This is a genomic window from Candidatus Pseudothioglobus sp. Uisw_041, assembly GCF_048087625.1.
In the GTDB taxonomy this organism is placed as follows: Bacteria; Pseudomonadota; Gammaproteobacteria; order PS1; family Pseudothioglobaceae; genus Pseudothioglobus.
This window is the reverse complement of the sequence record NZ_CP159805.1, coordinates 227150-252205: the sequence shown is the minus strand read 5'-3', so window position 1 is coordinate 252205 and position 25056 is coordinate 227150. Positions and strand designations below refer to the sequence as shown.

The window sequence follows — 25056 nt, the reverse complement described above, 5'->3', positions numbered from 1 at the left end:
GATATTTATTTCATTCAGCCAAGTCAAAGTATTGTTATTTTAAATAAATTAAGGAAGGCGCCATGGCAGAACACCATCATTAAATGATGCAGTATAAAGCTCAAACCAAGTCTCACGATCCATCTTAACCTTCATTGCATCAGAAATTTTTGCAATCCTATCTAAATTATTTGTACCCATTACAGGGCAAATTTTGGCTGGATGAGCTAATATCCACGCAACGGCAACAGCTGCCATATCAACATTTTGATTAGCTGCAATCTTTGCGAGTGCCTTGCCAAGTAATCCATTATTACTCATCAATTTCCCACCCCCAAGTGGTGACCAAGCCATTACAGTTGTTTTTTCCTCTTGATGAAAAGCAAGATCTCCATTTGTAAACGCATCAGTTGCAGCTAAAGACATCTCAATTTGATTTGTTATCAATGGGCTTTTCATACCTGACTGCAACAACCTATAATCCCAAGGCTTAAAGTTTGAGACGCCCACTTCCTTTACTTTTCCAGACAAAACAAGATCATCTAATGCCTTTCCAGTCTCAAGATGATCCATATAAGGATCTTGTCGATGGATTAATAATAGGTCTAGATAATCTGTAGACATATTCTTTAAAGATGCATCAACAGAGTCAAAGATATGCTCTCTTGAAGTGTCATAATGACTAAATGTTGCACTAGAGTATCTATCAGAGGGATTTACTATGCCGCATTTTGATACGATTTCAATCTTATGCCTTAAGGATGGAGTTTCCTTCAAAACACTTCCAAATAAGCCTTCTGCAGTATACAAACCATATACTGCAGCTTGATCAAACGTTGTGATTCCCTGATCTAAGCATAAATTAACTTTGTTACTAATATGTTTGGTTGATGTATTAGCGTCATTAGCTAAACGCCACATCCCATAAATGATTCGACTAAAGTTAGAAGAACTAGAAAAATTTAACCGCTCCATACTAACTCCAAATAGTAATAAGATTAAACAGAATTATCAACTTCAATATAGTGGTGTTGTAATTTGAATTGAGAACAAAGATGTTTGCATAGAGCCTGCACCCCATATCTTTCTGTCGCATGATGGCCAGCAGAAATAAATGTAATATTGTTTTCTTTAGCAACTGCAGGGGTCTTTTCTGACACTTCTCCACTCAAATACAAATCGACGTTAAGATTGATTGCATCCTCAATAAAACCTTGAGCAGCTCCCGTGCACCAAGAAATTTTTTTAATCTTCCCACTCTGTTTGCCAAATACTTGAGGCGCCCTATCTAGTTTTTCTTCAATCAATTTTGAAAAATCACTTATATTAGTGTTTAGCTCCCCTTGCCATAGCAAACCCCCTACAACAGGCTCCATATTTTTTATCCCTAAGCGCCTTCCAAGCTCGACATTATTTCCAACCTCATCGTGGTCATCAAGGGGAAGGTGAAAACCAAAAAGATTGATATTGTGTTTAAGCAATAAAGCAATCTTAGCTCTCTTTGCGCCAGATATTGTTTTTGATTCATTATCCCAAAAAACACCGTGATGAACAAAAATAGCATCTGCTTTTTCTTCAATAGCTCTCTCGATAAGCTCTAGATTAGCACTAACACCACTTACAATTTTAGTGATATTTAATGAACCTTCAATCTGAAGTCCATTAGGGCAATAATCCTTAAATTTATCAATATCAAGATAGGTATTACAGTAATTTTTTAACTCTTCACGATTAACCATAGTAATCCTTGATGCACTCTAAAAGAACATTATTCTCTTTTGCTTCACTAACACTGATGCGTATGAAATTTTCTAATTGCGAACCAATTGCAAAACCCTTTATAAGAATTCCACTTTCTTTTAATGATTCTAATAAAGATTTTGCATTGTCAGACTTTACTAAAAGAAAGTTAGTTTGAGATGGATAGACAGTAAGTCCTGGAATTAAAGAAAGCTCGTCATAAAGTCGGCCCCTTTCATTCATAATTATTTTGGCATTACTTATAATACGCTGACTATCTTTAAGTAAAAAATTTGCACTCACCTGAGTCAAAATATTTATATTATATGGAAGCCGTAATTTGTTTAATTGTTCAATAGTTTCTTCGCTTCCGACTAATAAACCAAGTCTTAAGCCTGCAAAACCAATTTTTGAAATGGTTCTAAGTACCACTAGGTTTGAAAAATTGTCAATTTCAGTCAAAAAACTTCGCTCCGAATATGCATAGTAAGCTTCATCAAGAACCACTAAAGCATCAGTAGACTGAATAATTTCTCTAATCACATCATAATCAAAAGCATTTCCAGTTGGATTGTTTGGATAAGCTATAAAAATTAACTTTGGTTTTTTAGTTTTAATAGCTAATATCGTAGCGTTTAAATCAATATCAAAATTCTCATCCAATGGAATTCCATGATAATTTAATTGTGCAAATTTTGAAACCAGTTCGTACATCACGAAACTTGGCTCAAAGCTCATTATCGAGTCACCACTGCTGCAGGCTAGTGACAATAGTTGAATTAACTCATCTGAGCCATTTCCAAGAAGCACGCCAAAATCTTTTGGGATGCCCATTAAGTTTCTTAGAGTAACTTGAAGTTCTTCAGCACTTGCATCTGGATAGCGATTTACTTCTGATCTTGATATATACTCTAAGAATTCATCTTTTAATTCTTCAGGAACACCAAATGGACTTTCCATTGCATCCATCTTGAGCATATTCTTTGCAGAAGGAACATGGTAAGCATTGATATTTCTAATATCAGATCTTAGCCATTGATCAATAAAGGTCATAATTGTTTAGGAAAAGTTCTATTTGGATGATACTGCATTTTACCAACCTTTTTAGCGCTTAATAAAGATTGGTAGGTATAGTCAAGAGCCTTTTTACAGGCATCTTCAACAGGTACATTATCTGCCAGCAAAGCTGCAATGGCACTAGATAATGTGCATCCAGAACCATGATACTGGCCTGTCAATTTCTTATAGGTAAATTTACTTATCAAATTAGCATTATGATATAAACGATGTTCAACTTGAATTTCAGAGCTATCAGAAGTCGTTAAAAGTACCCAAGGGCAATTTAAACTAGATATTGCTGACTCTTCATTGAGTCCAGGAGCCAGAGCGTTTAATTCAGCTAAATTAGGTGTCACTATTAAGCACAAAGGGATGAGCTCATTCTTCATGGCATCAATCATCTCTTTGCTGCTTAGAATATCATCTGTACTCGAACTTATTATTGGATCAAGAACGATATTTAGTCCCTGCTTATTAGATAGCAATTTTGAAATAGTTTTAACTTGTGACGATGTGCCTAGTAGTCCTATTTTGACTGTATTAAAACTAATATCCTCATCAATTAACTTAAACTGCAACTCTAAAAGGCTATTTTTTGTTGGCTCAAGAGATAGAACTCGCTGAGTATTTTGAGCAGTAAGCGTAGTAATTATTGGAAGTGGAGTCACTCCAAATTGATTTATTGTTTCAATATCCGCTGAAACCCCTGCTGCTCCAGATGGGTCTAGCCCCGAAAATAATAAAACTGAATCGGCTTCAAGCCTAACCATATTTATTATTGAGATTCTTTTTGAATTAGATAGTCAATTACTTCAAAAATTTTCTCAGAACTTCCAGCACTGGTTCCATTAACCATATACTTGCCATTTACAATAAAAGCTGGGACTCCAGGAATACGATATTTATAAGTATTAGCCTTTGCCTTATTAACAGCAATTTTTACTGGGAAGGAGTTATAAACTTTATTTGCCTTCTCTTCATCTACTCCATTAAAAGCGAGCCATGCAACAAAGTCTTGTTGTGTTTTAAACTGTAATTTTTGAATATGGATTGCATTAAATAGGGCTCCGTGTAATCTATCCACTTCGCCTAATTCCTCAAGAATATAGTAAAAACTAGCTCCATACTCCCAACCTGGAAAAACTGCCGGCTGAAGAATAAATTGAGCAGAACTATCCATTGTTTTTAACCAATTATCTAGCAAAGGATGAACAGTGAAACAATGAGGACAAAAATACCAAAAAAGTTCTCTAACTTCCACTTGACTGCCAGTCTCAGTTTCAATTGCCTTATCTAAGACAATATAATTTTTACCAGCAACAAATTCTGCTTGAGTGGTGTTTGTAAAAAACACAAAAACTGAAAGAATGATCAGAGAAGATAGTGCTGTTATTTTTTTCATATTTGTACTCATTAATCAAAAAGTTTATCAATATTATACTGGTTTAAGTCAAATTCCTTGCTTGATTGGAACTCCTTCCAAAGATCCAAATAGGAAATTCTTTCCTGAGGATGAATACCATTTGGATTAAGCTCTGCAAGAGGTGCTAAAACAAAAGCATACTTTAAAATATCGCGTCGAGGAATATTTAATTTATCGTCAATGACATCATCATATAAAACAAGATCTAAATCTATTATTCTAGAAGAGAACTTTGGTAAGTTACGATCCCTACCCAAGGTATTTTCAATATCATGCAAAATATTTACAACATCATTAATATTTTTATCTGTTTCAACATTAACGCCAATATTATAAAATTTACTCCCAACAAAGCCTTCGGAGGGACTCTCAAAGAGTGATGACATAGTAATTTCTGTAAAGTTTGATTCAAGACTATCCAATGCTAAACGAATATTTTTTCGTCTATCTTGGTTTGAGCCAATGTTAAAGTGCAGTAAGCTCATTAGCCAGCTGACCTCTCAATAATTACACCAACACCTTCAGCGCCAGTAATTGCCTCTCCTTTGTTTAGTTTTAATTTAACCCAACTAACATCAAACTCATTAAGAATAATCTGGCAAATTTTCTCTGCCAAGGTTTCAACTAGTTGAAATTCAGACTCTTTCACAAAACCTATAATACGCTTACAAATATTTTTATAGTTTAAAGCCTGATCAATATGATCAGTAGCTGCTGCTTTAGCAATATCTGAAGACATCTCTATATCTAATATTATGTCTTGGCGAATTTTTCTTTCCCAATCATAAATGCCTATAACTGTATCTACTTTAAGACCCTGAACAAAAACAATATCCATATTTAATCTACCCTAAAAAAAACTATTATGATACCTTTGAGAAATCCTTTGATTGCTACAATAAAATGTTTTCATTGATATAATTTATAAATAGTCCTAAAATTCATTAGGGTCAAAATCAGGAGAACTACTTGTTTTACTTTCTAATTGCTAGCTACTTGCTTGGTTCAATCTCAAGCGCTATTATTATTTGTAAGATTATGGGCCTCCCAGACCCAAGAACTAAAGGCTCTAAAAACCCTGGTGCTACTAATGTTCTTCGTATAGGGGGTAAAAAAATAGCCGCATTCGTTCTGTTGTTTGATGGCTTAAAGGGAACTTTACCGGTAATTCTGGCTCATTATTTGGGCTTTAGTTTATTTGAGCTGACAATCATTTTACTTTGTGCATTTCTTGGGCATGTATTTCCAATTTTTTATGGTTTCAAAGGAGGAAAAGGTGTTGCAACTTACCTTGGAGGATTAATAGGTTTAAACTTCTTTGTGGGATTAACATTTTCAATTATCTGGCTTTTCGTTGCAAAAGTAATAAAAATTTCATCTGTTGCAGCGTTAACTGCTACATTACTTTCTCCTGTATATTTTTATTTTATTACCACTCATAACTTTAAAGCCACTCTAGTAATTTTTCTCATAAATCTTTTTATTTATTTTACTCATCGCGAAAATATTAAAAGAATTATGAGTGGAGATGAGGGAGCTATTGGGTCATAGCTAAAGTCCTCTATGAGGTATGAGGTGTGGTCATGAATTATTGACTAATATTTTTTTCATACTTCCCAAACAACATTAGGCTCATTATCTTCATCTATATCACCATCTTCCGTCAAGGTAAATTGGAAAATCTTTATAGGTTTCCAAGCATCAAACTCAAGTTCCCCATAATTCTGATTTGCAAAATCTTCTAGTTCAATTTGAATTTCCATATCTTCTTCTAGGGTGCGTAATACTTCTTCTAGGTCTAGAGCATCAACAATGATAGGCACATCTGCCTCTTCAATAGCCTTTCCTTTATAACTCAACTTTAAGATAACTCCATACTTTGCCATTCTTACTTCTCCTAACTAAAAACTTCTCCTTACAAAAATACTATTGATTCAGTAACTCATTTATGAGTTGCTTTTTGCAAATCATCTAGATCATACCCAAGGGAATCTACCCGAGCCACCAAGCTTGAGTAGTCTTTTTGGGAAATCGTTGGCGTTCGTGCCATAATCCATACATAGTCTCGACTGGTTCGCCCAATAATGGTTTGTTGGTAGGTATCATCTAAATACACAATTCTATAATCCGCCTTTATTGGCCAGACAAACTGCATACCCCAAATCGCGTTGGTGCGCTTATCTTTAACAAATCCACGAGGTCGATATATCTTAGTTGGACCGTTCAAACTTCCTTTATTAAAAGTAAAGGTCGTTGCAATACTTCCATCATTATCACGCTTATAGGTTTCAATGGGATTGTAGGCGTCCCTTTCGAGAAACGTTGGGATAGTAGCAATTACATACCAATCGCCCATGAACCGATCAAGGTCGACATAGTCTACCACTGGCATAGGCTCTGGTGAACTGCCAACAAAAATTTGGTTACTAGTACACCCAATTAAACCAAGAGATATCAATAAGATTAAGAGTAGTTTTTTCATTCTATTATTTTATATCAACTTGAACTGAGGTAGTGCATTCTAGTTCTCGTTATTTCATAATTTATAAAAAAATATTTCATAATAATCCCTATTATGAAAGGCTTTATAGTGAATAATTTTATTGTAGAATGTCTTTCCTTTATATTAACTTAGGAATGATGACATGAAAAAAATACTCTCTCTTACTTTTATAGTTTTACTTTTGCCTTCTATGGCTTTTGCTGGAGCATGCCCAATGCTAACATCACAAGTTGAAGATAAAATTGCAACATTAGATCAAGCAAAGTATGCAACTTTAATTACTGCTGCACTTATGCTTCATGAAGAAGGTGTCAAAGCACATGGCTCTGGAGATCATGGGATGTCTGAAGTTTATCTTAATGGCGCTCTAAGACTGCTAGATGTCTAAACTATAATTTTAAATGTGCCCTAATTTAATTGGGCACATTGCTAAAGATTTTTTATGCAAAAACTCATTTCAATTTTATTTATTACTAGCTTGTTAAATGTTTCACATGCAGGTTATCTTGATGATTGGTCTAATGATGATCTTTGTGGATGGATGGAATCATCTTCAACCCCAAAAAATATTCTAGATGAAGTAGATAAGAGAGAAATATTATGCTACGGAGGCATTGAGGTTTCAACTTTGCCAGAATCTGATTCTTCTGAGGGTGAAAATGGAACTGTCTTTCCTTCACCTGATCCATCATTAATTCCAGAAGCGATACCTGATAAGAAAAAGAGTATGGTTAATTATTAATCTATGCAATTTCAGTCTTATTGAAAGTCATACTCATCCCTGCAAGACTTACATTCAAATTCAAATCCTATAAAGTCATTACGTCCGTTATCTGACAAAACCCATTCTCTTTGTTGCCAAGGTGGATTATTCCTGACATGCTGAGTGTGGCCACAAGATAAGTCTGCTACCCAGTGATTATCTTCGTCTAGATGAAAGCCAGTTATTTTTTCAATAAAAGATTAGATGAATTTATTCATTTCCATCACCAACATTATTTATGATTATTTCACCATCATAAACTTCATATTCGAGTTTATTTGGATTACAACATATCTCACAGTCATAAATCTCAACGTCATTACCAATAAAAGATGGGCCAATTTCTAATGAAACTTCAAACTGCTCAAAACAAAAAAAACAGGTAATCACTTTATGTGTCATTTTTTAAATTCTCCATTTTACTCATCTACTGCATATTTTTTGAGAAGCTCCATTGGAATTATTTCCAATGCTCTTATATGCGTACTTTGTAAATTCAGTCTTGGTGCCATGCCACTTTTCTCTGCTTCTAACCAACGCCCAGCACATACACACCAACTATCACCTGGTTCTAAGCCTTCAAAGCCATAATCCAGCATAGGAGTAGATAAATCATTTCCTTGCGATTTTGTGTAGTCTAAAAATTCCTGCGAAGTTTCAATACAAACTGTATGAGAGCCAGAGTCATCTTTACAGGTATTACACTCACCATCTCTGTAGAATCCAGTAACTGGATCCATGCCACAGATTTCTAATTTTTCACCAAACACGTTAATTGATTCATCCATTGTTAAAAGTATTTAAAACAAAGTCAGCATTATATTTAAAATTTCGTTTGATGTGGGAGGGGTTAGATTAGTACTTTTAATATACATTTAACATACAAATACTTGAAAAACCTTTCGCAATAATGTCTGTAGAGCATTCTGCCTATTCTGTCTTTATACTCACTTCCCTACTAAAACGCATAGGTACAACATATCTTTAATATACATTTAATATACATATGACTATTTTTCCTTTTAGGTAGTGGGCTAAAGTTCTCGTTAATATACACTTTAATATACATTTTTTATTTAAAAGAAGGTCAGAACTGACTCACATTTAATTGAGTAGTTTTTCTCAGTCTATTCCTTCCAAAACGGCACCATTGAGGACCAAACTCCGTCTTTTTTTAAGCGATGATAAGTTGCAGCGACAATATGGAATCCAATAAGCCAATAGATAATTGATACTGTAAATTCATGAGTTGCAATTACTGAATTAATTAAAAACCCATCCTTTAAATCTAACCAAAATAACCAGCCAATTATTAATCCAGTAAATGGAATTAATGCAAGGCATATATACATTCCATAATGAACAATTTTAGCTGCTAATTTTTGAGATTTAGATGTGTGTTCTGGTATTGATGACTGTTGGGTGGTTTTCATATAAACAAAGCGAATAATGAGTAATAATAAAAATGCTAAAGCAAATATTATTTCGAACATTAATAGATTTTCATCTTCTAATTGATTAATACTGTCTATTTGCTTTAGTAAACCATAAAGAAATAATAATACAAAACCCCAATGCAGTAGTTTTGCAAAAGAACTAAAATTTTTATTAATACTCTCTGTTTTTAGATTCATTAGTTAAAAAGTATTTAAAAATGAATTCGATATTATATTTAAAATTTCGTTTGATGTGCGAGGGAGGGTTAATTAATGTGTAACTAAGTTCATTGACCTCATTCGACCATTACATCTCAAACCTTACATAAGGTTTTGAATTGCCATTACCAATTCTAACTTTGGATTATTTGGTGGTGAGCATTTACCGTAGCTTTGAATGCCAAGAGCGTAAACAGGCAAGACACAGCAGATAGTGCAACTCGGACCCAATGTAAGTTGTACCAGAATTCAAGATTTACACGAGCCTCTTCTGGTGTAAATGATTGCGCAACAAACCCATTATTCATTGGTATAAAGTAGACAGCAGATAGGCCAAGCCCGATCAAAGATAGAACAAGCGCACAAAGCCAATAATTTCGAGCGAGTATAGTTTTCCATGTGCTCCAGATAGCAAAAATTATTGCAAGTAAGCTAGGTAAAAACGTTAATGGCAGAGTCATCAAAAGCAAATCAAATTTACCTGCGAAGTCATTCATGAATGCAACTGGCTCTAAGGTTAACCAGAAAGCCGCATGTACCACCCCCATATTGATTAAGTTACCCAGGTAAGCACCTGATGTAATAATGGCAATCGCATAGATTGAGAAGCTTAAAACATTTAAATCCACATGTTTTGATCGAGCCATATTAGTCTCTCCTAAAAAAATATGGTTATATGTTAACTTAAATTAAAGTCCAAATTTCGTTAGATGTGTGTGAGGGGTTATATTAATACTTTTAATATACATTTAATATACAAATACTTTAAAACCTTTTCGCAATAGGGTCTGTAGAGCATTCTGCCTATTCTGTCTTTATACTAACACCTCGACTTAAAAGCCTATTAGCGATTAATGCCAAAATAATAATCATAATACAAGGCACTAAAAAAGCCTTCCATAATTCAACAGAGCCAATACCTAAAAATCCCATTCTAAAAGCATCCATCATATAATAAATTGGATTAAAAATTGATACGCTCCTCCAGAAGCTAGGCAATATATCAATACTATAAAACATACCGCCAAGATACGTTAATGGAAGCAAAACGAAATTTGGAACGATTGAAATATCATCAAAAGTCTTGGCAAAAACTGCATTTATAAAGCCAGCTAAAGCGAACATAACTGACGTTATAAGAAAGGTTGTACCTATAACTATAAAACTATGAATTTGAATTTCAACAAAAAATGATATTGTAAAGGTTACTGCAAGACCAATAGTTAGCCCCCTACAAACACCACCACTCACAAAGCCTAATAAAATAACCCAATTAGGAGTTGTAGAAACTAATAACTCTTCAAAGCTATTATTGTATTTAGTCATAAAGAATGAGGAAACTGTATTCGCATAAGATTGCATAATTACTGTCATAAGAATAATTCCAGGAACTATAAAATTCAGATAATCAACGCCCTGCATTTGACCAATTCTCCCACCCATTAAACCACCAAATATTAGTAAATAGAGTGAGGTTGTAATAACTGGAGGAATTATCGTTTGAATCCAAATTCTTACAAATCTTAGTATCTCTTTTGTAACAATGGTTTTATAAGCAATCCACATAATAATATTTAACTAGTAATTGATAAAAATAAAGCTTCTAAGCGGTTTTGTGAACTACGAAGGTGGGACACATTAATATTTTGAGCTGACAAACTTAAAATTACATCTGAGATTGAAGTATTTTCTCCTTGTGCAACCTGTAAAGTAGTGTCATCTATTACTAGACAATCACAATTAGTGATAGAAACATTGTTTGTCAATTTTTCGATAGTGTCTAGAATTAGTACTTGCCTCTTCGCTTTTAAAAGAAGCTTCTTCATATTAGTCTGCTCAACAAGATCGCCATCATTAAGAATTGCAATATTCCTGCATAAAGATTCTGCCTCTTCCAAATAATGAGTAGTTAATATAATTGTCATACCCTCTTTATTAAGCTGAGTTAAGTAATCCCACATTGATTTACGAATTTCAACGTCAACTCCTGCAGTTGGCTCGTCTAGAATTAATATGCTTGGTTTATGCATCAATGCTCGAGCCAGCATCAGTCGCCTTTTCATACCACCAGATAGGGATTGAGCAACATCAAATCGTCTATCCCATAACTCCATCTTTTTCAAAAGAACTTCAGCTTGAATTTTAGCTTCTGCGCGAGAAATTCCAAAGTAACCAGCTTGGTTCATAAGAATTTCCATATTAGGCTCATGGGGATTAAAGTTAAACTCCTGAGGCATTAAGCCAATCATTTGTTTTACTTCATTTGCATGTTTATTTTGATCTAGACCATTTATCTTTACCTCACCAGAGGTGCTCTTTAGCAAGCCTGAAATAATTCCAATTGCCGTAGTTTTTCCAGCGCCATTAGAGCCTAAAAGTGCAAAAAAATCACCCTTTTCTACCCTTAGATTTACACCCTTCAGTGCCTCAAGATTATTAGAATATATTTTGGTTAGATTATCTGTGGAAAGTGCTAATGTCATAAAATTATCTTACTTAGATTATAAAAAAATAATTAACTTATTATATAAAAATAAATTAGTTTTGACATGTAAATTTATTTTCATATTTATCCCACTTCACAAGCTAAATTTGGGATAATTACATGCTTAAAATACAAAGCTATTTAATAGTCTATATGCCAACCCAAAAAAATGTCGAGTTACCAGATATAGGTGATTTTGACTCTGTTGATGTTATTGAAGTTTTAGTGAAAGTTGGAGATACTGTCAATGAAAATGACAGTCTTATTACATTAGAAACTGACAAAGCTACAATGGAAATCCCTGCGCCCTTTCCAGGAAAGGTAGCCAGTCTTAAAGTAAAAGTTGGAGATAAAATAGCTAAAGGCGAGCTCATTCTCACCATTGAGAGTGATTCTGAACCTGAAGAAGAAGCTTCAAATAAAACAGCTGCTCCTAGCAATTCAGAAGTAACGGGTTCAAGTAATCAATCTAATACTTCACAAAAAAATGTCGAGTTACCAGATATAGGTGATTTTGACTCTGTTGATGTTATTGAAGTTTTAGTGAAAGTTGGAGATACTGTCAATGAAAATGACAGTCTTATTACATTAGAAACTGACAAAGCTACAATGGAAATCCCTGCGCCCTTTCCAGGAAAGGTAGCCAGTCTTAAAGTAAAAGTTGGAGATAAAATAGCTAAAGGCGAGCTCATTCTCACCATTGAGAGTGATTCTGAACCTGAAGAAGAAGCTTCAAATAAAACAGCTGCTCCTAGCAATTCAGAAGTAACAGGTAGTTCACATATTGAGATTGAAGAACCAAGTGTTTCAAGCTCAATAACTGAAGACCCTAAAGAAGAAATTTCTTTAAATACTGATTCAAATTCTCACGCCTCTCCTTCTATACGAAAATTAGCAAGAGAACTTGGAGTTAGCTTATCAAAGATTAAAGGTACAGGTAAAAAAGGTAGGATCTTAGAGGAAGATTTAAAGTCTTTTGTAAAACAAATAGTTATTAATGGAGATACTGATAATGAAGTAGAGGTAGTTCCATTATCTAGAATTAAGAAAATATCCGGAAAACACCTCTCAAGTAGTTGGAGCTCAATACCTCATGTCACTCAATTTGATGAAGTCAATATTGAGCAATTAGAGAAATTTCGCAAACATCAAAAAGAAAGAAATATTAAATTAAGTCCCCTAATTTTCATTATGAAGGCTGTCGTTCAAGTTTTAAAACGTCATCCAAACTTTAATGCTTCTTTAGATGAGAGTGGTGAAAATTTAATAGTAAAAAAATACTTTAATCTTGGTATTGCAGTTGATACGCCAAATGGCTTGCTGGTTCCAGTTGTAAAAGATGTGGGTAAAAAATCATTAGTTGAACTCGCTGAAGAACTTGCTGATATTTCTTCACGAGCTAGAGAGGGTCAATTACAGGCAAGCGAAATGAAAGGTGCGGGCTTTACGATTTCAAGCTTAGGTGGAATTGGTGGGACCCAATTTACGCCAATTATTAATTCACCTGAAGTTGCAATTTTAGGAGTCTCTAGAACACAAATAAAGCCAGTTTGGAATGGGACTTCTTTTGAGCCTACGGCAATGATTCCACTCGCACTTTCATATGATCACAGAGTTATAGATGGTGCAGAGGGAGCGAAGTTTATGGCTGAACTAAATCAAGTTCTTAGCAATATTATGGAGATGTTATTATGATTAAAACTAAAGTTTTAGTTATTGGATCTGGTCCAGGCGGGTACACAGCTGCTTTTCGTGCGGCTGACTTAGGTAATGAAGTTACCTTAATTGAAAGTCATAAAACTCTTGGTGGGGTTTGTTTAAATGTGGGCTGTATTCCTTCTAAAACACTTCTTCATACTGCTGAAGTAATCAACGAAGCCAAGCATGCAAATGAACTTGGTGTTACTTTTAAAAGCCCTAAAATAGATATTGATGGTGTTAGAAAAAATAAAGAAGCTATAGTAAGTAAGCTTACTGGTGGCATTCAAGCCCTCGCTAAAGCAAGAAAAGTCAAAGTAATTACGGGCTATGCAAAATTTCTTTCAAAGAATCAAGTGGCACTTGATGGGACTGATGAAGTCATTGAATTTGAGCAATGTATTATTGCAACAGGCTCAAGAGTAACAAAATTTCCAATGTTTCCATTCGAGGACAAGCGAGTAATGGACTCCACAGATGCCCTGATGTTGGATGACATACCTAAAAGAATGCTGGTTGTTGGTGGTGGCATTATTGGCCTCGAAATGGCTACAATTTATGATGCCCTTGGAAGTGAGATTACTATGGTTGAGCTTGGCAATCAAATTATTCCTGTGGCAGACAAAGATATTGTTACTCCATTATTTAAAAAAATAAAAAAGACTTATGCTAATGTCTTTTTAAACACTAAAGTTACCAAAATGACTGCAGCAAAAAAAGGAATAAAAGTTGAGTTTGAAGGTAAAGATGTTCCAGAGTCAGACACATTTGACAAGGTTTTAGTTGCTGTTGGGCGAACCCCTAATGGCCTATTAATTGATGCTGAAAAAGCTGGTGTTAATATTGATAAAAGTGGATTTATTGCTACAAATAATCAAATGAAAACTAATGTTGATAACATATTTGCTATAGGAGATATTGTTGGACAACCAATGCTTGCTCATAAAGCCACTCATGAAGCTAAAGTTGCAGCAGAAGTAATTAGTGGCAAAAAAACTGGATTTAATGCTCTTACAATTCCCTCAGTCGCTTATACAGATCCAGAGGTAGCATGGACTGGTAAAACTGAAAAAGAACTCATAGAAGCTGGAGTTAAGTTTGATAAAGGTGTGTTTCCATGGGCTGCATCTGGAAGAAGCTTGAGTATTGGAAGAAGTGAAGGTGTATCAAAGGCTTTATTTGATGCTGAGTCAGGTAAGATTCTTGGCATGGGTATTTGTGGAAATCATGCTGGTGATTTAATTTCTGAGGCTACTTTAGCCATTGAAATGGGTTGTGATATGAGCGATATTGCTTTAACGATTCATGCACACCCTACTCTTTCAGAAACGACTGCATTTGCAGCTGAAATGGCTGAAGGGACAATTACAGATTTGATGCCACCAAGAAAGAAAAAATAGGTGAAATATGGATATTAAACAAGCCAGAAAAAATGTTATTGAACAGCAAGTAAGGCCTTGGGGTGGTCTCAATGTGAGAGCAAATCAAGCATTAACAGATACCCCACGTGAAAACTTTGTTCCAGAAGAATATCAGAAGTTAGTATTTGCTGATATTGAAATACCTCTTAATAAGGTAGGCAAAATGCTTTCACCAAAAATTGAGGGTAGGATTCTAGATAGCCTTGATCTAAAAGGCCATGAAAATGTTCTAGAAGTTGGCACTGGAAGTGGTTACTTTACCTCCGTACTATCTTTACTATCAAATTCAGTTATAAGTATTGATGCTGATAAAGACTTACATGCTTTAGCAAAAAGTAAGATTAATAAACTTAATTTAAGCAATATAACCCTTAAGCATGAAAGCTTTCTAACTTCTAATTTTGAGAATGGACAGTTTGATGCAATTGTTCTAGGATGTGCTCTTCCTGAAATTAATAAAGACTTAAAAAAACTTCTAAATTTAGGTGGAAAATTATTTGTAGTTGTTGGATCAAAAAACCAAATGCATGCAACTCTTGTTACTCGTCTAAATGAAAATGAATGGCACTCCAAATCCCTTTTTGAAACGCATTTAGACATCATGAGAGGTTCTGAGCTATCTGTCAAATTTACCTTTTAACTTGAACTAGGCAGATATGCTTAATTCTTTATTGAATTTCTTAATTAAGAAGCCAGCATGGTCTTTAGCTCTGTTTTTAATTGTTATTGGAGCAACATTTCTACAAATTCAAAATTTCTCACTTGATGCCTCCTCAGAGTCATTATCACTAGAGGGTGATAACAACCTAGAACTTTATTTTGATACTCAAAAAACTTTTGGCTCTGATGAATCGTTAGTAATTAGCTACACGGCTAATGAAGAAACTATACTTGGCACTAAACAGATATCTCACCTGCGCTCCTTAAGAGATGACTTACTCAATATTGAAGGTATTAATTCAGTAATATCAATACTTGACGTTTCTCTATTTGAATCTCCACCTCTTTCTCTTATTGAACTTGCGAGTGATGTTTATACAATTGATAATGGCAAGGCAGAACTGTCTTACATTGAAAATGAATTTAAAAATAGCCCACTTTACGCTAACAACCTAGTTAGCACAGACTTAAAAACAACAGCGTTGTTAATTCCACTTGCTACTGACAATCCAGAAATATTAATTAATCAAGAAACTTTGAAAGTAATAATCGAAGACATACGTCTAACGATGAATGAATATCGAAATGAAGCAAGCTTATTCTTGGGCGGAGTTCCAATGATAAGAAATGATGCAATTGCATATATCAAAAATGATTTAATAGTATTTAGTCTTGCTGTTATTTTGGCAATGTCCATAATGCTAGCATTCTTTTTTCATAAAATTCGATGGGTTGCAGTTCCAATAATGATTAGTATTATTGGAGCTCTTTTCATGACTGGAGTAATAAGTGCTGTTGGCTGGAAAGTTACCGTTATTTCAGCAAATTTTTTCTCTCTTCTTCTTGTTATGACCCTATCTGTAACTATTCATTTAGTGGTTCGCTATAGAGAAATATCGAGCAATAATCCTGATGCAACGTCTTCAGAATTAACAAAGCAGACTTTGACAGAAATGATTAAACCATGCACCTTCACCGTAATTACAACTATAGCTGCATTTGTTTCATTAACTACAAGTAATGTTAAACCTGTAATTGACTTTGGCTTAATGATGAGTATAGGAGTAATGATAGCTTTTGTATTATCATTTATTAGTTTTGCAATATTTACGATGCTTCTACCAAAACCTATAACTGCAAGTCATCCAGATCAATTCTTAGTATTAGAAAAATTTGCAATTATTACAGATAAGTTTGGTAAGCGAATACTAGTAACTCTCATTTTAACTATGATTATTGCTTTTATTGGCGTAAGTAAACTTACAGTAGAGAATAGCTTTATAAACTACTTTAAAAAAGATACAGAGATTTATCAAGGGCTTAACTTAATTGATAAAGAGCTGGGCGGGACAGTTCCATTGGAAATTGTTTTTAATGATATTGCAAATGCATATTGGGCAGATTCAAGTTTAAGGGATGACTTCCATGAGGTTCATAAGTTCCTTGATGGCATACCCAGCATTGGAAAGGTTTTGTCAATTGATACATTCATGCAGATCCTTAAAAAATCAAACAATGGCAAAACACCTAATGGATTTTTGTTAACTTTAGGTAAAAATAATATGCCTGAATTTGCTAAAGAACAGATTTTAAAGCCACATATATCAGATGATAGTGACCAAATAAGGATAGTAGCAAGAATTAAAGAAACAACAATAGGGTTAAATAGAAACCAACTCATTAATGACATCAATAATGAGTTGATTAAAAACTTTAACTTTAATCAAGAAGATTTTTATTTCACAGGGACATTTTCACTTTACAACAATCTTCTTCAAAGTTTATTTAAATCTCAAATAAAGACTATAACTAGCGTCTTTATAATTATCTTTATACTTTTTTTATTCATATTTAGATCAGCATCAATTGCACTTATAGCTGTGTTGCCAAATGTAATTCCATCGCTATTAATCTTAGGGGTTATGGGTTTAGCAAATATACCGCTAGATATTATGACAATAACTATAGCAGCCATTGCTATTGGAATCGGAATTGATAATGCAGTCCATTACATCAGTAGATTTCAAAATGAGGTTTTAAAGGATGGTGACTACTTATCTTCGATGTACAGAACGCATAGCACTATTGGTATCTCAATGTTTTATACAGCTGCCACAGTTGCAATTGGGTTCTTAGTACTAATATTATCGCACTTTACTCCGAGTATTTATTTTGGTATTTTTATGGCGACTGCTATGTTGAGTGCTGTAATTGTTAATCTAACATTACTTCCCAAGTTACTAATAATTTTTAAACCCAAAATGAATAACCAAAGGCTTATAAAATAAAAAACCCCACCTCGAATAAGAGAGTGGGGTTAGTCTACTATTAAAAGGAGAAATAAGTTAAATATAGTAGTTTTTAACTTACGCGAAATTATATATAAAAATTAATTTAATAATTTTTATTTTGTGTCTTTTTGTATCAATAAATTATGGCAAACAATTATCAATTTGACGTTCTTATTATAGGCTCTGGAGCTGCAGGCTTGATGAATGCAATTCAGCTTTCTGAAAAGCTCTCAATAGCTGTAATAGCAAAAGATAAAGTATTAGAAGGCTCTTCTTATTATGCTCAAGGAGGCATATCTGCAGTGCTTGACCCAGAAGATAACTTTGAGTCACATATTTTGGACACAATAAATACTGGATTTAACTTAGGCAGTGAAAAAAGTATTAGGTTTATGGTGGAGCAAGCTCCTTCAGCAATTTCAGACCTTGAAAATACTGGTGTAAAATTTTCACACGTCAATAACAACTACGACCTAACTACTGAAGGTGGTCATAGTTCAAAAAGAGTAGCTCATGTTGCTGATAAAACTGGTCAATCAATCCAAGTTAACTTACTAGCAAAAGTTAAACAAAAAAATAATATTACACTTTTTGAGCAATATGTAGCAGTTGACTTGCTAGTTAATGATGGAAACTGCAATGGAGCATATGTTTTCAATAAAAGTACAAAAGAGGTTAGTACTTTTTCTTCCCATAAAACTATATTAGCCACTGGAGGAGCATCAAAATCCTACCTTTATACTTCAAACCCAGACACCTCAACTGGTGATGGAATTGCCATGGCCTATCGAGCTGGTTGTCATATTACTAATATGGAATTTACACAATTTCACCCAACGTGTCTTTTTCATCCTCATGCTAAGTCATTTTTAATCTCTGAAGCATTAAGAGGCGAAGGAGCAAAACTTCTTCTACCAAATGGTAAAGAATTCATGCACAAGTATGACAGCAGACTTGAACTTGCTCCCAGGGATATTGTGGCAAGAGCTATCGATAATGAAATGAAGGTTAATGGGTATGACTGCGTTTATCTTGATATATCATTCAAAGATGCCAAATGGATCAAGTCACGCTTCCCCACTATTTCACAGCGATGCAATGAGCTAGGTATTGATATATGTAATGAAGCCTTGCCAGTTGTCCCAGCTGCTCATTACACCTGCGGTGGAGTTGATACAAATTTAGATGCACAAAGTAATATTAAAAACCTTTATGCAATTGGAGAAGTAGCTCATAGTGGTGTGCATGGTGCCAACAGATTAGCAAGCAACTCTTTACTTGAATGCATTGTTTTTGCAAAATCTTGCGCCAAGCATATTAATGAAAGTGTCTTCGAAGAAGTATTCCCTTCTATTACAAAATGGGATGCTTCTAGAGTAGCCCCTTCAAAAGAGAAAGTAGTAATCTCCCACTTATGGCTTGAAATCAGACTCATTATGTGGAACTTTGTAGGCATAGTCAGAAGTGATAATCGACTTAATTCAGCCTATTTAAAAATTCAACAAATAAACAAAGAAGTTGATGAATATTACCGCATTTATACTATAACTGATGATTTAATTGAACTAAGAAACTTAGCTCAAACATCAAAAATTATTGTAGAATCAGCCATCTCAAGAAAAGAAAGCAGAGGCCTGCACTTTAACCAAGATTATCCAAATCAACTTAACGAAATACATAACACTGTTATGATTAAAACATGATTTTAGAAATTTTAAAGTACCCCGATAAACGCTTAAGGACGGTTGCAAAAGAAGTAGACGTCGTTAATACAGAGATCAAGAAGCAAGTTAAAGACATGTTTGAAACTATGTATGACGCTCCTGGAATTGGTTTAGCCGCAACCCAAGTTAATTTTCATAAGCGCATCATTGTCATTGATACTTCAGATGAATGCAACCAGCCACTATGTCTAATAAACCCAAAAATAATTGAAAAAAATGGCGAAATTGAATGGGAGGAAGGATGCCTTTCAGTTCCAAATTACTATGAAAGTGTTAAAAGATCTAATGAAATAAAAGTTAGTGCGCTTAATCAGCTTGGTGAGTTGTGTGAAATTCATGCAAGTGAGATGCTGGCAGTTTGTATACAACATGAAATGGATCACTTAAATGGCATATTATTTGTAGATCATTTATCTAAATTGAAACAAAAACGCCTAAAAAAGAAAGCCGAAAAAAATACCTTAAAGTTTTAATTTTATGAATATTGGCCCTTACTCTCTTCCATCACAAGTTTTACTTGCGCCAATGGCAGGTACGAGTGATAAACCCTTTAGAATGATATGCAGAGCACAAGGTGCTGGTCTAACAACTTCTGAGATGGTCGTGATGCAAAACCACCTTCTTAATTCAAATAAATCCAAACACCGTTTAGACTTTACGTCAGAACAATCTCCTATTAGTATTCAAATAGCAGGCTCAGAGGCAGAAGAATTAGCTGAATCCGCCAGAAAAGCGGTTGATTTTGGGGCAGATATTATAGATATCAATATGGGCTGTCCTGCAAAAAAGGTCTGCAATAAAGCTGCCGGTTCAGCTTTAATGCAAAACGAAAAACTTGTTGAAGACATTATTAAGTCTGTCGTTAATGCAGTTGATATTCCTGTTACTCTCAAAATGCGCACAGGATGGAATGAAGAAAATAAAAATGCCCCTATTATCGCAAAAATTGCTGAAGAGTTTGGCATACAAATGCTGGCAATTCATGGGAGAACTAGGTCACAAAAATATAATGGTGAAGCTGAATTTAATACAGTTAAAAAGATTACCAAAATGGTATCAATTCCTGTTGTTGCAAATGGTGATATCACCTCCCCAGAAAAAGCTAAAGATGTATTAGACTTCACTGGTGCGGATGCCATCATGCTTGGTCGAGCAACACAAGGAAATCCTTGGCTGGTTGGTCAGGTTAACCATTTTTTAAAGACAGGAAACAAAGCAGAAGAGACTTCTTTAGATAAAAAAATTCCCCTTATCTTGAGCCATATTCTTCAAATTCATGATTTTTATGGACATAAAATGGGCACACAGTTATCCAGAAAGCATATTTTTTGGTATTCTATGCACCTTGACCAAGAAAAAGGGACAGCATTTTGGCCAAACATTAATAGAGTGTCTGATCACTCTGAACAATATTCAATTTTTCATGATTTTTTGTATTCAATATGACACAAAGGGGTTTACAGGATTGTATCAAAGATAGTCTCGAGAAGTATTTCTCGGACTTGAATGGTGAAACATCAAATGGAGTTTTTAAGATGGTTACCCAACAAACTGAGTCAGCTACTATTAAGTTTGTCCTCGATAAAGTCAATCAAAATCAAAGCGAAGCTGCCAGAATCCTTGGCATAAACAGAGCGACCCTAAAGAAAAAAGTAAGCCTTTATAACCTGTAAGAGTTTATAATCAATTCCTTAAAATATCTAAATTTTAATTCTTAAAAGATGTCTATTAAGCGAGCTTTAATTAGCGTTTCTGACAAAACTGGAGTAGTTGAATTTGCTCTAGGACTTTCTTCACTAGATATCGAAATTATTTCCACGGGTGGAACTGCCAAACTTCTAAAAGATAATAATATCCCTGTAATTGAAGTATCGGATTTCACAGGCTATCCAGAAATGATGTCAGGCCGTGTTAAGACTCTCAATCCAAAGATCCATGGTGGAATTTTGGCTCGAAGAGGTAAAGATGAAGCTGTAATGTTAGAAAATAACATCAGCCCAATTGACTTAGTCGTTGTAAATTTATATCCTTTTCAACAAACTATTTCAAACCCAAACTGTACCCACGATGATGCCATTGAAAATATTGATATTGGTGGACCTGCAATGCTACGTTCAAGTGCAAAAAATCATGAATCAGTAACTGTAATAGTTGATAGTGCTGATTATCAATTTATTCTAGATGAATTAAATAATAATAGTGATACTGCATTGGATACCAGAAAAGCTCTAGCGCTAAAAACCTTTGAACACACTGCACAATATGATGGCGCTATAGCTAATTATTTAGGACGAGAACAAGATGGGTTTTCAAATACTTTAAATTTGCAATATGTAAAGTCTCAAACCATGCGTTATGGAGAAAACCCTCATCAGAGTGCTGCATTTTATAAGGAGACTAACCTTACTGAGGCATCTGTTTCTTCCAGTAAACAAATCCAAGGAAAACCTCTTTCCTTTAATAATTTGGCAGATGCTGATGCAGCATTAGAATGCGTTCGAGATTTTGAAGAGCCTTGCTGCGTTATTATTAAACACGCGAACCCATGTGGAGTAGCAACAAGGGAAAATATTCACTTGGCCTATCTTAGTGCTTATCAAACGGACCCAACATCTGCATTTGGGGGAATTATTGCGTTTAATCGTGAACTTAATGAAGAGACAGCTCAATCTATTACCAAGCAACAATTTGTTGAAGTAATCATTGCCCCAAGAATCAGCTCTAAAGCTAAATCTATACTATCTAAAAAAGAAAACATTAGGGTTCTTGAGTGTGGTGATCTTCAAAAGGCTAAACATGCTTTTGACTATAAGAAAATATCTGGAGGCCTTCTTATTCAGGATAAAGATTTAGTTATTTTAAAATCTTCTGATCTCAAATGCGTATCTTTAATTCAGCCTACTAGCAAACAAATGCTCGACTTATTGTTTGCTTGGAAAGTTGCTAAATATGTAAAGTCTAATGCAATTATCTACGCAAAAAACCAAATGACGATCGGGGTTGGAGCAGGTCAAATGTCAAGGATCTACTCTGCTAAAATTGCTGGCATTAAAGCTGCCGATGAAAACCTTGAAGTCAAAGGCTCAGTAATGGCGTCAGACGCTTTTTTTCCTTTTCGAGATGGAATAGATGCTGCTGCAGAAGCTGGAATTAGTGCTATTATTCATCCTGGTGGGTCTATGCGTGATGAGGAAGTAATTGCTGCTGCTGATGAACATGGAATAGCAATGGTATTTACGGGTATTCGTCACTTCAAACATTAAAACACAACTTTATTAACTATTAAGGGATTCTCAATGATCAAAAGTGCAGGTGAATTAATATCAGATGCTCAAACAAAAATTAATTGCGTTGATGCAAACGCAGCAAAACTTCTCTATCAAAATTCAAATAATTCTGTAATTATTGATGTTCGTGAAGTAAATAATTATGAAGAATTGAGTCTCAATGATTCGATAAATATTTCTAGAGGATTAATTGAAATGAAAATCGGCAAGCAGTGTCCCAATCCTGAAACTTTAATATTGACTCACTGTGCTGGTGGAGGTCGGGCCTCACTTGCAGCCCTAACAATTCAACAAATGGGTTACTCAAATGTTCATGCTATAACCGCAACGTTTGAAGAAATTAAAGAAATATTTGATTAAATTAAAACCTTGATCATTAAACTTAAGAATTTCCTAGTACCTCAAAGACAAACAGCTTAAACCTCCATCAAGCTTTTTGAATTCTGAAACATCAACTTCAATTATTTTAAAACCTGCATCTGAAATCCTCCCTTTTGATATTGGATATCCAGATGGAATAATTACAAAGTCATTGACCCAAATACAGTTTGCCGCATAACTTTCTTCTTGTGGTATTTCTATAAAATCATAATTTTCAAAAATTGGATTACTCAGGAACTCTCCACATACTACTAACTTATTATTTTCTAGATAAGAAAGGCCAGTCTTAAGGTGAAGAACATCATTTAGCTCAACAGTTGAGCCCGTTAAACCATATTTTTGCAGCAGTTTAATTGCTTGCTCAGCACCATCAACATTAGTTCGATCTGACAAACCAATATAGTAATGACTACCCACCATCATAATATCTCCAGCCTCTATTGTTCCTGGCGCTTCAATATATTCAATATGGATAAATTCTTTTCTTAATACAGAATCTATTTGACTCACCTCATCTCTTCTGGTTGGAGCTCCTGGGCGCGTAATTATTACGCACTCTGGAGTTACTAGAGCTACGTCTTCAATAAATGTTGAATCTGGGTATTGTTCACAAGACTCAAGAACATTAACTTCAACACCACAAGATTTCAGTGCCTCAATATAAGCCGTATGCTGAATAATTGCATTATCATAATTTGGTAATCCTAAATCTTTCGAATCGCTTAATCCATTAATTAGACTCTTTCCAGGAACCCTAACAATCGCATGAGAAAACATAAATTAAACCTTAAAATCAAAAAAATACTTACTTGAGAATACCTTGGACTAGTTGCACCCAATAGCTACTTCCAAGAGGAAGAATCTCATCATTAAAATCATATTCTGTATTGTGGAGCATGCAGCCCCCCTCAGGACCATCCTCAGGAACTAGCCCGTTCCCAATCCAAATATAAGCACCCTCTGAGGCATTAAGCAAAAAAGAAAAATCTTCAGAGCCCATACTTGGCTTCTCATTTCTCAAAACATTGCCACTTCCTACAACCTCTGCTGCAGCGTTTGCACAAAGCTCAGCATGTTTTGGGGTATTAACTGTTGCTGGATAATTTGGCGTTGAACTGAACGTTGCTGTCGCTCCCATTGAGTGACTTATACCCTCAACAATTTTCTTAATTTTTGCTTTGACTTCATTCCCTACATCTGTTGAAAAGTATCTTAAAGAGCCAGTTAGGTTCATGTCATTTGGAATAACATTAGAGACAAAGCCTGCATCAAGCATTGTAATACTTACGACAGCAGAATCAAGAGGGGCAACATTTCTTGAAACCACACTTTGAAGTGCAGTAATAATTTGAGCTCCAATTACTACAGGGTCAACGCACTGATCTGGCATTGCTGCATGGCCACCCTTGCCTTTGATAGAAATTTTGAGTGTTTCATTAGCAGCCATTACAGCCGTATCATGAACAGCAAATTGCCCTTCAGCCATTCCTGGCCAGTTATGCATCCCATATACAGCTTCACAAGGAAACTTTTCAAATATACCCTCTTCAACCATCACACGACCGCCACCACCGCCTTCTTCAGCTGGTTGAAAAATAAAATGAACTGTTCCTGAAAAATTATTATTTTCTTTTAAGTGAACAGCAGCGCCAAGTAGCATTGTTGAGTGACCATCATGACCACATGCATGCATCTTTCCATCATGAACTGATTTATGACTAAAATCATTTTTTTCCTGAATAGGAAGAGCATCCATATCTGCTCGTAGACCAATAACACGTCCTTCTTTTTTTCCATGAATAGTGGCTACTATTCCTGTAACTGCCAAGCCACGATGCATTTCGATACCATTGGCCTCAAGAACTGCAGCTATATAGTCACTAGTTAGGTCTTCTTTAAAGCTAAGCTCGGGATGTTTATGAATGTGATGACGCCATGTCACCATGTCTTCGTGTAACTCAGATTGTTTTTTAATAATAGACATTCT

At 34.7% G+C, this 25056-nt stretch carries 31 protein-coding genes; 13 read left to right on the top strand and 18 right to left on the bottom strand.

All coding sequences use genetic code 11. The annotated features are described in order from the left end of the window. Positions 1 to 48: 48 nt before the first annotated feature. Genes ABXT44_RS01270 through folB form a run of 7 tightly spaced genes read right to left on the bottom strand, consistent with a single transcriptional unit; the run spans position 49 to position 5039 of the window. Positions 49 to 954, bottom strand: a complete 906-nt coding sequence (locus ABXT44_RS01270; protein WP_416687448.1) for an aldo/keto reductase — start codon at positions 952 to 954, stop codon at positions 49 to 51. 23 nt (positions 955 to 977) lie between these two features. Next, the gene (locus ABXT44_RS01265; protein WP_416687445.1) at positions 978 to 1718 is read right to left on the bottom strand and encodes a Nif3-like dinuclear metal center hexameric protein; all 741 of its coding nucleotides are present in this window, start codon (positions 1716 to 1718) and stop codon (positions 978 to 980) included. Next, a complete protein-coding gene (gene hisC / locus ABXT44_RS01260) occupies positions 1711 to 2772 on the bottom strand; it encodes a histidinol-phosphate transaminase (RefSeq protein ID WP_416687443.1) in 1062 nt (353 codons plus the stop codon). The genes ABXT44_RS01265 and hisC overlap by 8 nt, the downstream gene beginning before the upstream one ends. Beyond that, positions 2769 to 3548, bottom strand: coding sequence for a bifunctional hydroxymethylpyrimidine kinase/phosphomethylpyrimidine kinase (thiD, locus tag ABXT44_RS01255; RefSeq protein ID WP_416687441.1), 780 nt, complete (start codon positions 3546 to 3548; stop codon positions 2769 to 2771). Before thiD ends, hisC begins: the two co-directional genes overlap by 4 nt. 5 nt (positions 3549 to 3553) lie before the next feature. Next, a complete protein-coding gene (locus ABXT44_RS01250) occupies positions 3554 to 4180 on the bottom strand; it encodes a thiol:disulfide interchange protein DsbA/DsbL (RefSeq protein WP_271541279.1) in 627 nt (208 codons plus the stop codon). Between the two features lie 11 nt (positions 4181 to 4191). Continuing rightward, positions 4192 to 4686, bottom strand: a complete 495-nt coding sequence (gene folK / locus ABXT44_RS01245) for a 2-amino-4-hydroxy-6-hydroxymethyldihydropteridine diphosphokinase (protein ID WP_416687439.1) — start codon at positions 4684 to 4686, stop codon at positions 4192 to 4194. Then, the gene (gene folB / locus ABXT44_RS01240) at positions 4686 to 5039 is read right to left on the bottom strand and encodes a dihydroneopterin aldolase (protein ID WP_271541275.1); all 354 of its coding nucleotides are present in this window, start codon (positions 5037 to 5039) and stop codon (positions 4686 to 4688) included. Before folB ends, folK begins: the two co-directional genes overlap by 1 nt. A 131-nt stretch (positions 5040 to 5170) precedes the next feature. Between folB and plsY the strand changes: the two genes are divergently transcribed. Then, the gene (plsY, locus tag ABXT44_RS01235; RefSeq protein ID WP_416687438.1) at positions 5171 to 5752 is read left to right on the top strand and encodes a glycerol-3-phosphate 1-O-acyltransferase PlsY; all 582 of its coding nucleotides are present in this window, start codon (positions 5171 to 5173) and stop codon (positions 5750 to 5752) included. A gap of 56 nt (positions 5753 to 5808) precedes the next feature. On the opposite strand, the gene ABXT44_RS01230 is transcribed toward plsY, so the two are convergent. Continuing rightward, positions 5809 to 6087, bottom strand: a complete 279-nt coding sequence (locus tag ABXT44_RS01230; protein WP_416687436.1) for a hypothetical protein — start codon at positions 6085 to 6087, stop codon at positions 5809 to 5811. Positions 6088 to 6143: 56 nt separating this feature from the next. Continuing rightward, entirely contained in the window at positions 6144 to 6683 is a 540-nt protein-coding gene (locus ABXT44_RS01225) for a lipocalin family protein (protein WP_416687434.1), read from the bottom strand. A gap of 163 nt (positions 6684 to 6846) precedes the next feature. Between ABXT44_RS01225 and ABXT44_RS01220 the strand changes: the two genes are divergently transcribed. Next, positions 6847 to 7092: a hypothetical protein gene (locus ABXT44_RS01220; RefSeq protein ID WP_271541271.1), complete on the top strand. Its 246-nt coding sequence runs from the start codon at positions 6847 to 6849 to the stop codon at positions 7090 to 7092. 54 nt (positions 7093 to 7146) lie between these two features. Further along, positions 7147 to 7446: a transposase gene (locus tag ABXT44_RS01215; RefSeq protein WP_416687432.1), complete on the top strand. Its 300-nt coding sequence runs from the start codon at positions 7147 to 7149 to the stop codon at positions 7444 to 7446. 17 nt (positions 7447 to 7463) lie between these two features. On the opposite strand, the gene ABXT44_RS01210 is transcribed toward ABXT44_RS01215, so the two are convergent. From ABXT44_RS01210 to ABXT44_RS01180, 7 genes are all read right to left on the bottom strand, one after another. Then, positions 7464 to 7661 (bottom strand): DUF3565 domain-containing protein, encoded by a 198-nt coding sequence (locus ABXT44_RS01210; RefSeq protein WP_416688390.1) that lies wholly within the window; start codon positions 7659 to 7661, stop codon positions 7464 to 7466. A gap of 16 nt (positions 7662 to 7677) precedes the next feature. Further along, the gene (locus ABXT44_RS01205; protein ID WP_416687429.1) at positions 7678 to 7869 is read right to left on the bottom strand and encodes a CPXCG motif-containing cysteine-rich protein; all 192 of its coding nucleotides are present in this window, start codon (positions 7867 to 7869) and stop codon (positions 7678 to 7680) included. 17 nt (positions 7870 to 7886) lie between these two features. Beyond that, positions 7887 to 8255: a DUF2237 family protein gene (locus tag ABXT44_RS01200; protein WP_416687427.1), complete on the bottom strand. Its 369-nt coding sequence runs from the start codon at positions 8253 to 8255 to the stop codon at positions 7887 to 7889. Positions 8256 to 8594: 339 nt separating this feature from the next. Next, complete coding sequence (locus ABXT44_RS01195; protein WP_416652459.1) at positions 8595 to 9101, bottom strand: cytochrome b; 507 nt, start codon at positions 9099 to 9101, stop codon at positions 8595 to 8597. Between the two features lie 155 nt (positions 9102 to 9256). Further along, complete coding sequence (locus ABXT44_RS01190; protein ID WP_416687425.1) at positions 9257 to 9769, bottom strand: hypothetical protein; 513 nt, start codon at positions 9767 to 9769, stop codon at positions 9257 to 9259. 157 nt (positions 9770 to 9926) lie between these two features. Next, positions 9927 to 10688, bottom strand: a complete 762-nt coding sequence (locus ABXT44_RS01185) for an ABC transporter permease (protein ID WP_416687423.1) — start codon at positions 10686 to 10688, stop codon at positions 9927 to 9929. Positions 10689 to 10696: 8 nt separating this feature from the next. Next, complete coding sequence (locus ABXT44_RS01180) at positions 10697 to 11605, bottom strand: ABC transporter ATP-binding protein (RefSeq protein WP_416687421.1); 909 nt, start codon at positions 11603 to 11605, stop codon at positions 10697 to 10699. A gap of 122 nt (positions 11606 to 11727) precedes the next feature. On the opposite strand from ABXT44_RS01180, the gene ABXT44_RS01175 reads away from it, so the two are divergent. From ABXT44_RS01175 to ABXT44_RS01130, 10 genes are all read left to right on the top strand, one after another. Continuing rightward, the gene (locus ABXT44_RS01175) at positions 11728 to 13302 is read left to right on the top strand and encodes a dihydrolipoyllysine-residue acetyltransferase (RefSeq protein WP_416687419.1); all 1575 of its coding nucleotides are present in this window, start codon (positions 11728 to 11730) and stop codon (positions 13300 to 13302) included. Then, positions 13299 to 14705 carry a dihydrolipoyl dehydrogenase gene (gene lpdA / locus ABXT44_RS01170; protein WP_416687416.1) on the top strand — a complete coding sequence of 469 codons (1407 nt, stop codon included), beginning with the start codon at positions 13299 to 13301 and terminating at the stop codon, positions 14703 to 14705. The genes ABXT44_RS01175 and lpdA overlap by 4 nt, the downstream gene beginning before the upstream one ends. A 7-nt stretch (positions 14706 to 14712) precedes the next feature. Further along, the gene (locus tag ABXT44_RS01165) at positions 14713 to 15366 is read left to right on the top strand and encodes a protein-L-isoaspartate O-methyltransferase family protein (protein WP_416687414.1); all 654 of its coding nucleotides are present in this window, start codon (positions 14713 to 14715) and stop codon (positions 15364 to 15366) included. Between the two features lie 16 nt (positions 15367 to 15382). Further along, on the top strand, positions 15383 to 17674 hold the full coding sequence (locus ABXT44_RS01160) for an efflux RND transporter permease subunit (protein ID WP_416687412.1): 2292 nt from the start codon (positions 15383 to 15385) through the stop codon (positions 17672 to 17674). Between the two features lie 146 nt (positions 17675 to 17820). After that, positions 17821 to 19380 (top strand): L-aspartate oxidase, encoded by a 1560-nt coding sequence (nadB, locus tag ABXT44_RS01155; RefSeq protein ID WP_416687410.1) that lies wholly within the window; start codon positions 17821 to 17823, stop codon positions 19378 to 19380. Then, the gene (def, locus tag ABXT44_RS01150) at positions 19377 to 19874 is read left to right on the top strand and encodes a peptide deformylase (RefSeq protein ID WP_416687408.1); all 498 of its coding nucleotides are present in this window, start codon (positions 19377 to 19379) and stop codon (positions 19872 to 19874) included. The genes nadB and def overlap by 4 nt, the downstream gene beginning before the upstream one ends. Before the next feature lie 4 nt (positions 19875 to 19878). Next, positions 19879 to 20847: a tRNA dihydrouridine synthase DusB gene (gene dusB, locus ABXT44_RS01145; RefSeq protein ID WP_271541251.1), complete on the top strand. Its 969-nt coding sequence runs from the start codon at positions 19879 to 19881 to the stop codon at positions 20845 to 20847. Beyond that, the gene (locus tag ABXT44_RS01140; protein WP_416678406.1) at positions 20844 to 21074 is read left to right on the top strand and encodes a helix-turn-helix domain-containing protein; all 231 of its coding nucleotides are present in this window, start codon (positions 20844 to 20846) and stop codon (positions 21072 to 21074) included. The genes dusB and ABXT44_RS01140 overlap by 4 nt, the downstream gene beginning before the upstream one ends. 48 nt (positions 21075 to 21122) lie before the next feature. Next, positions 21123 to 22664, top strand: a complete 1542-nt coding sequence (gene purH / locus ABXT44_RS01135; RefSeq protein ID WP_416687406.1) for a bifunctional phosphoribosylaminoimidazolecarboxamide formyltransferase/IMP cyclohydrolase — start codon at positions 21123 to 21125, stop codon at positions 22662 to 22664. Positions 22665 to 22697: 33 nt separating this feature from the next. Next, entirely contained in the window at positions 22698 to 23048 is a 351-nt protein-coding gene (locus ABXT44_RS01130; RefSeq protein ID WP_271537897.1) for a rhodanese-like domain-containing protein, read from the top strand. A 33-nt stretch (positions 23049 to 23081) separates the two neighbouring features. Here the strand turns inward: ABXT44_RS01130 and ABXT44_RS01125 are convergent, their stop codons facing one another. Together ABXT44_RS01125 and ABXT44_RS01120 are read right to left on the bottom strand one after the other, a co-directional pair. Continuing rightward, the gene (locus ABXT44_RS01125; protein ID WP_271541248.1) at positions 23082 to 23846 is read right to left on the bottom strand and encodes a dimethylarginine dimethylaminohydrolase family protein; all 765 of its coding nucleotides are present in this window, start codon (positions 23844 to 23846) and stop codon (positions 23082 to 23084) included. Between the two features lie 28 nt (positions 23847 to 23874). After that, positions 23875 to 25053: a M20 aminoacylase family protein gene (locus ABXT44_RS01120; RefSeq protein WP_271537894.1), complete on the bottom strand. Its 1179-nt coding sequence runs from the start codon at positions 25051 to 25053 to the stop codon at positions 23875 to 23877. Between the last annotated feature and the right edge of the window lie 3 nt (positions 25054 to 25056).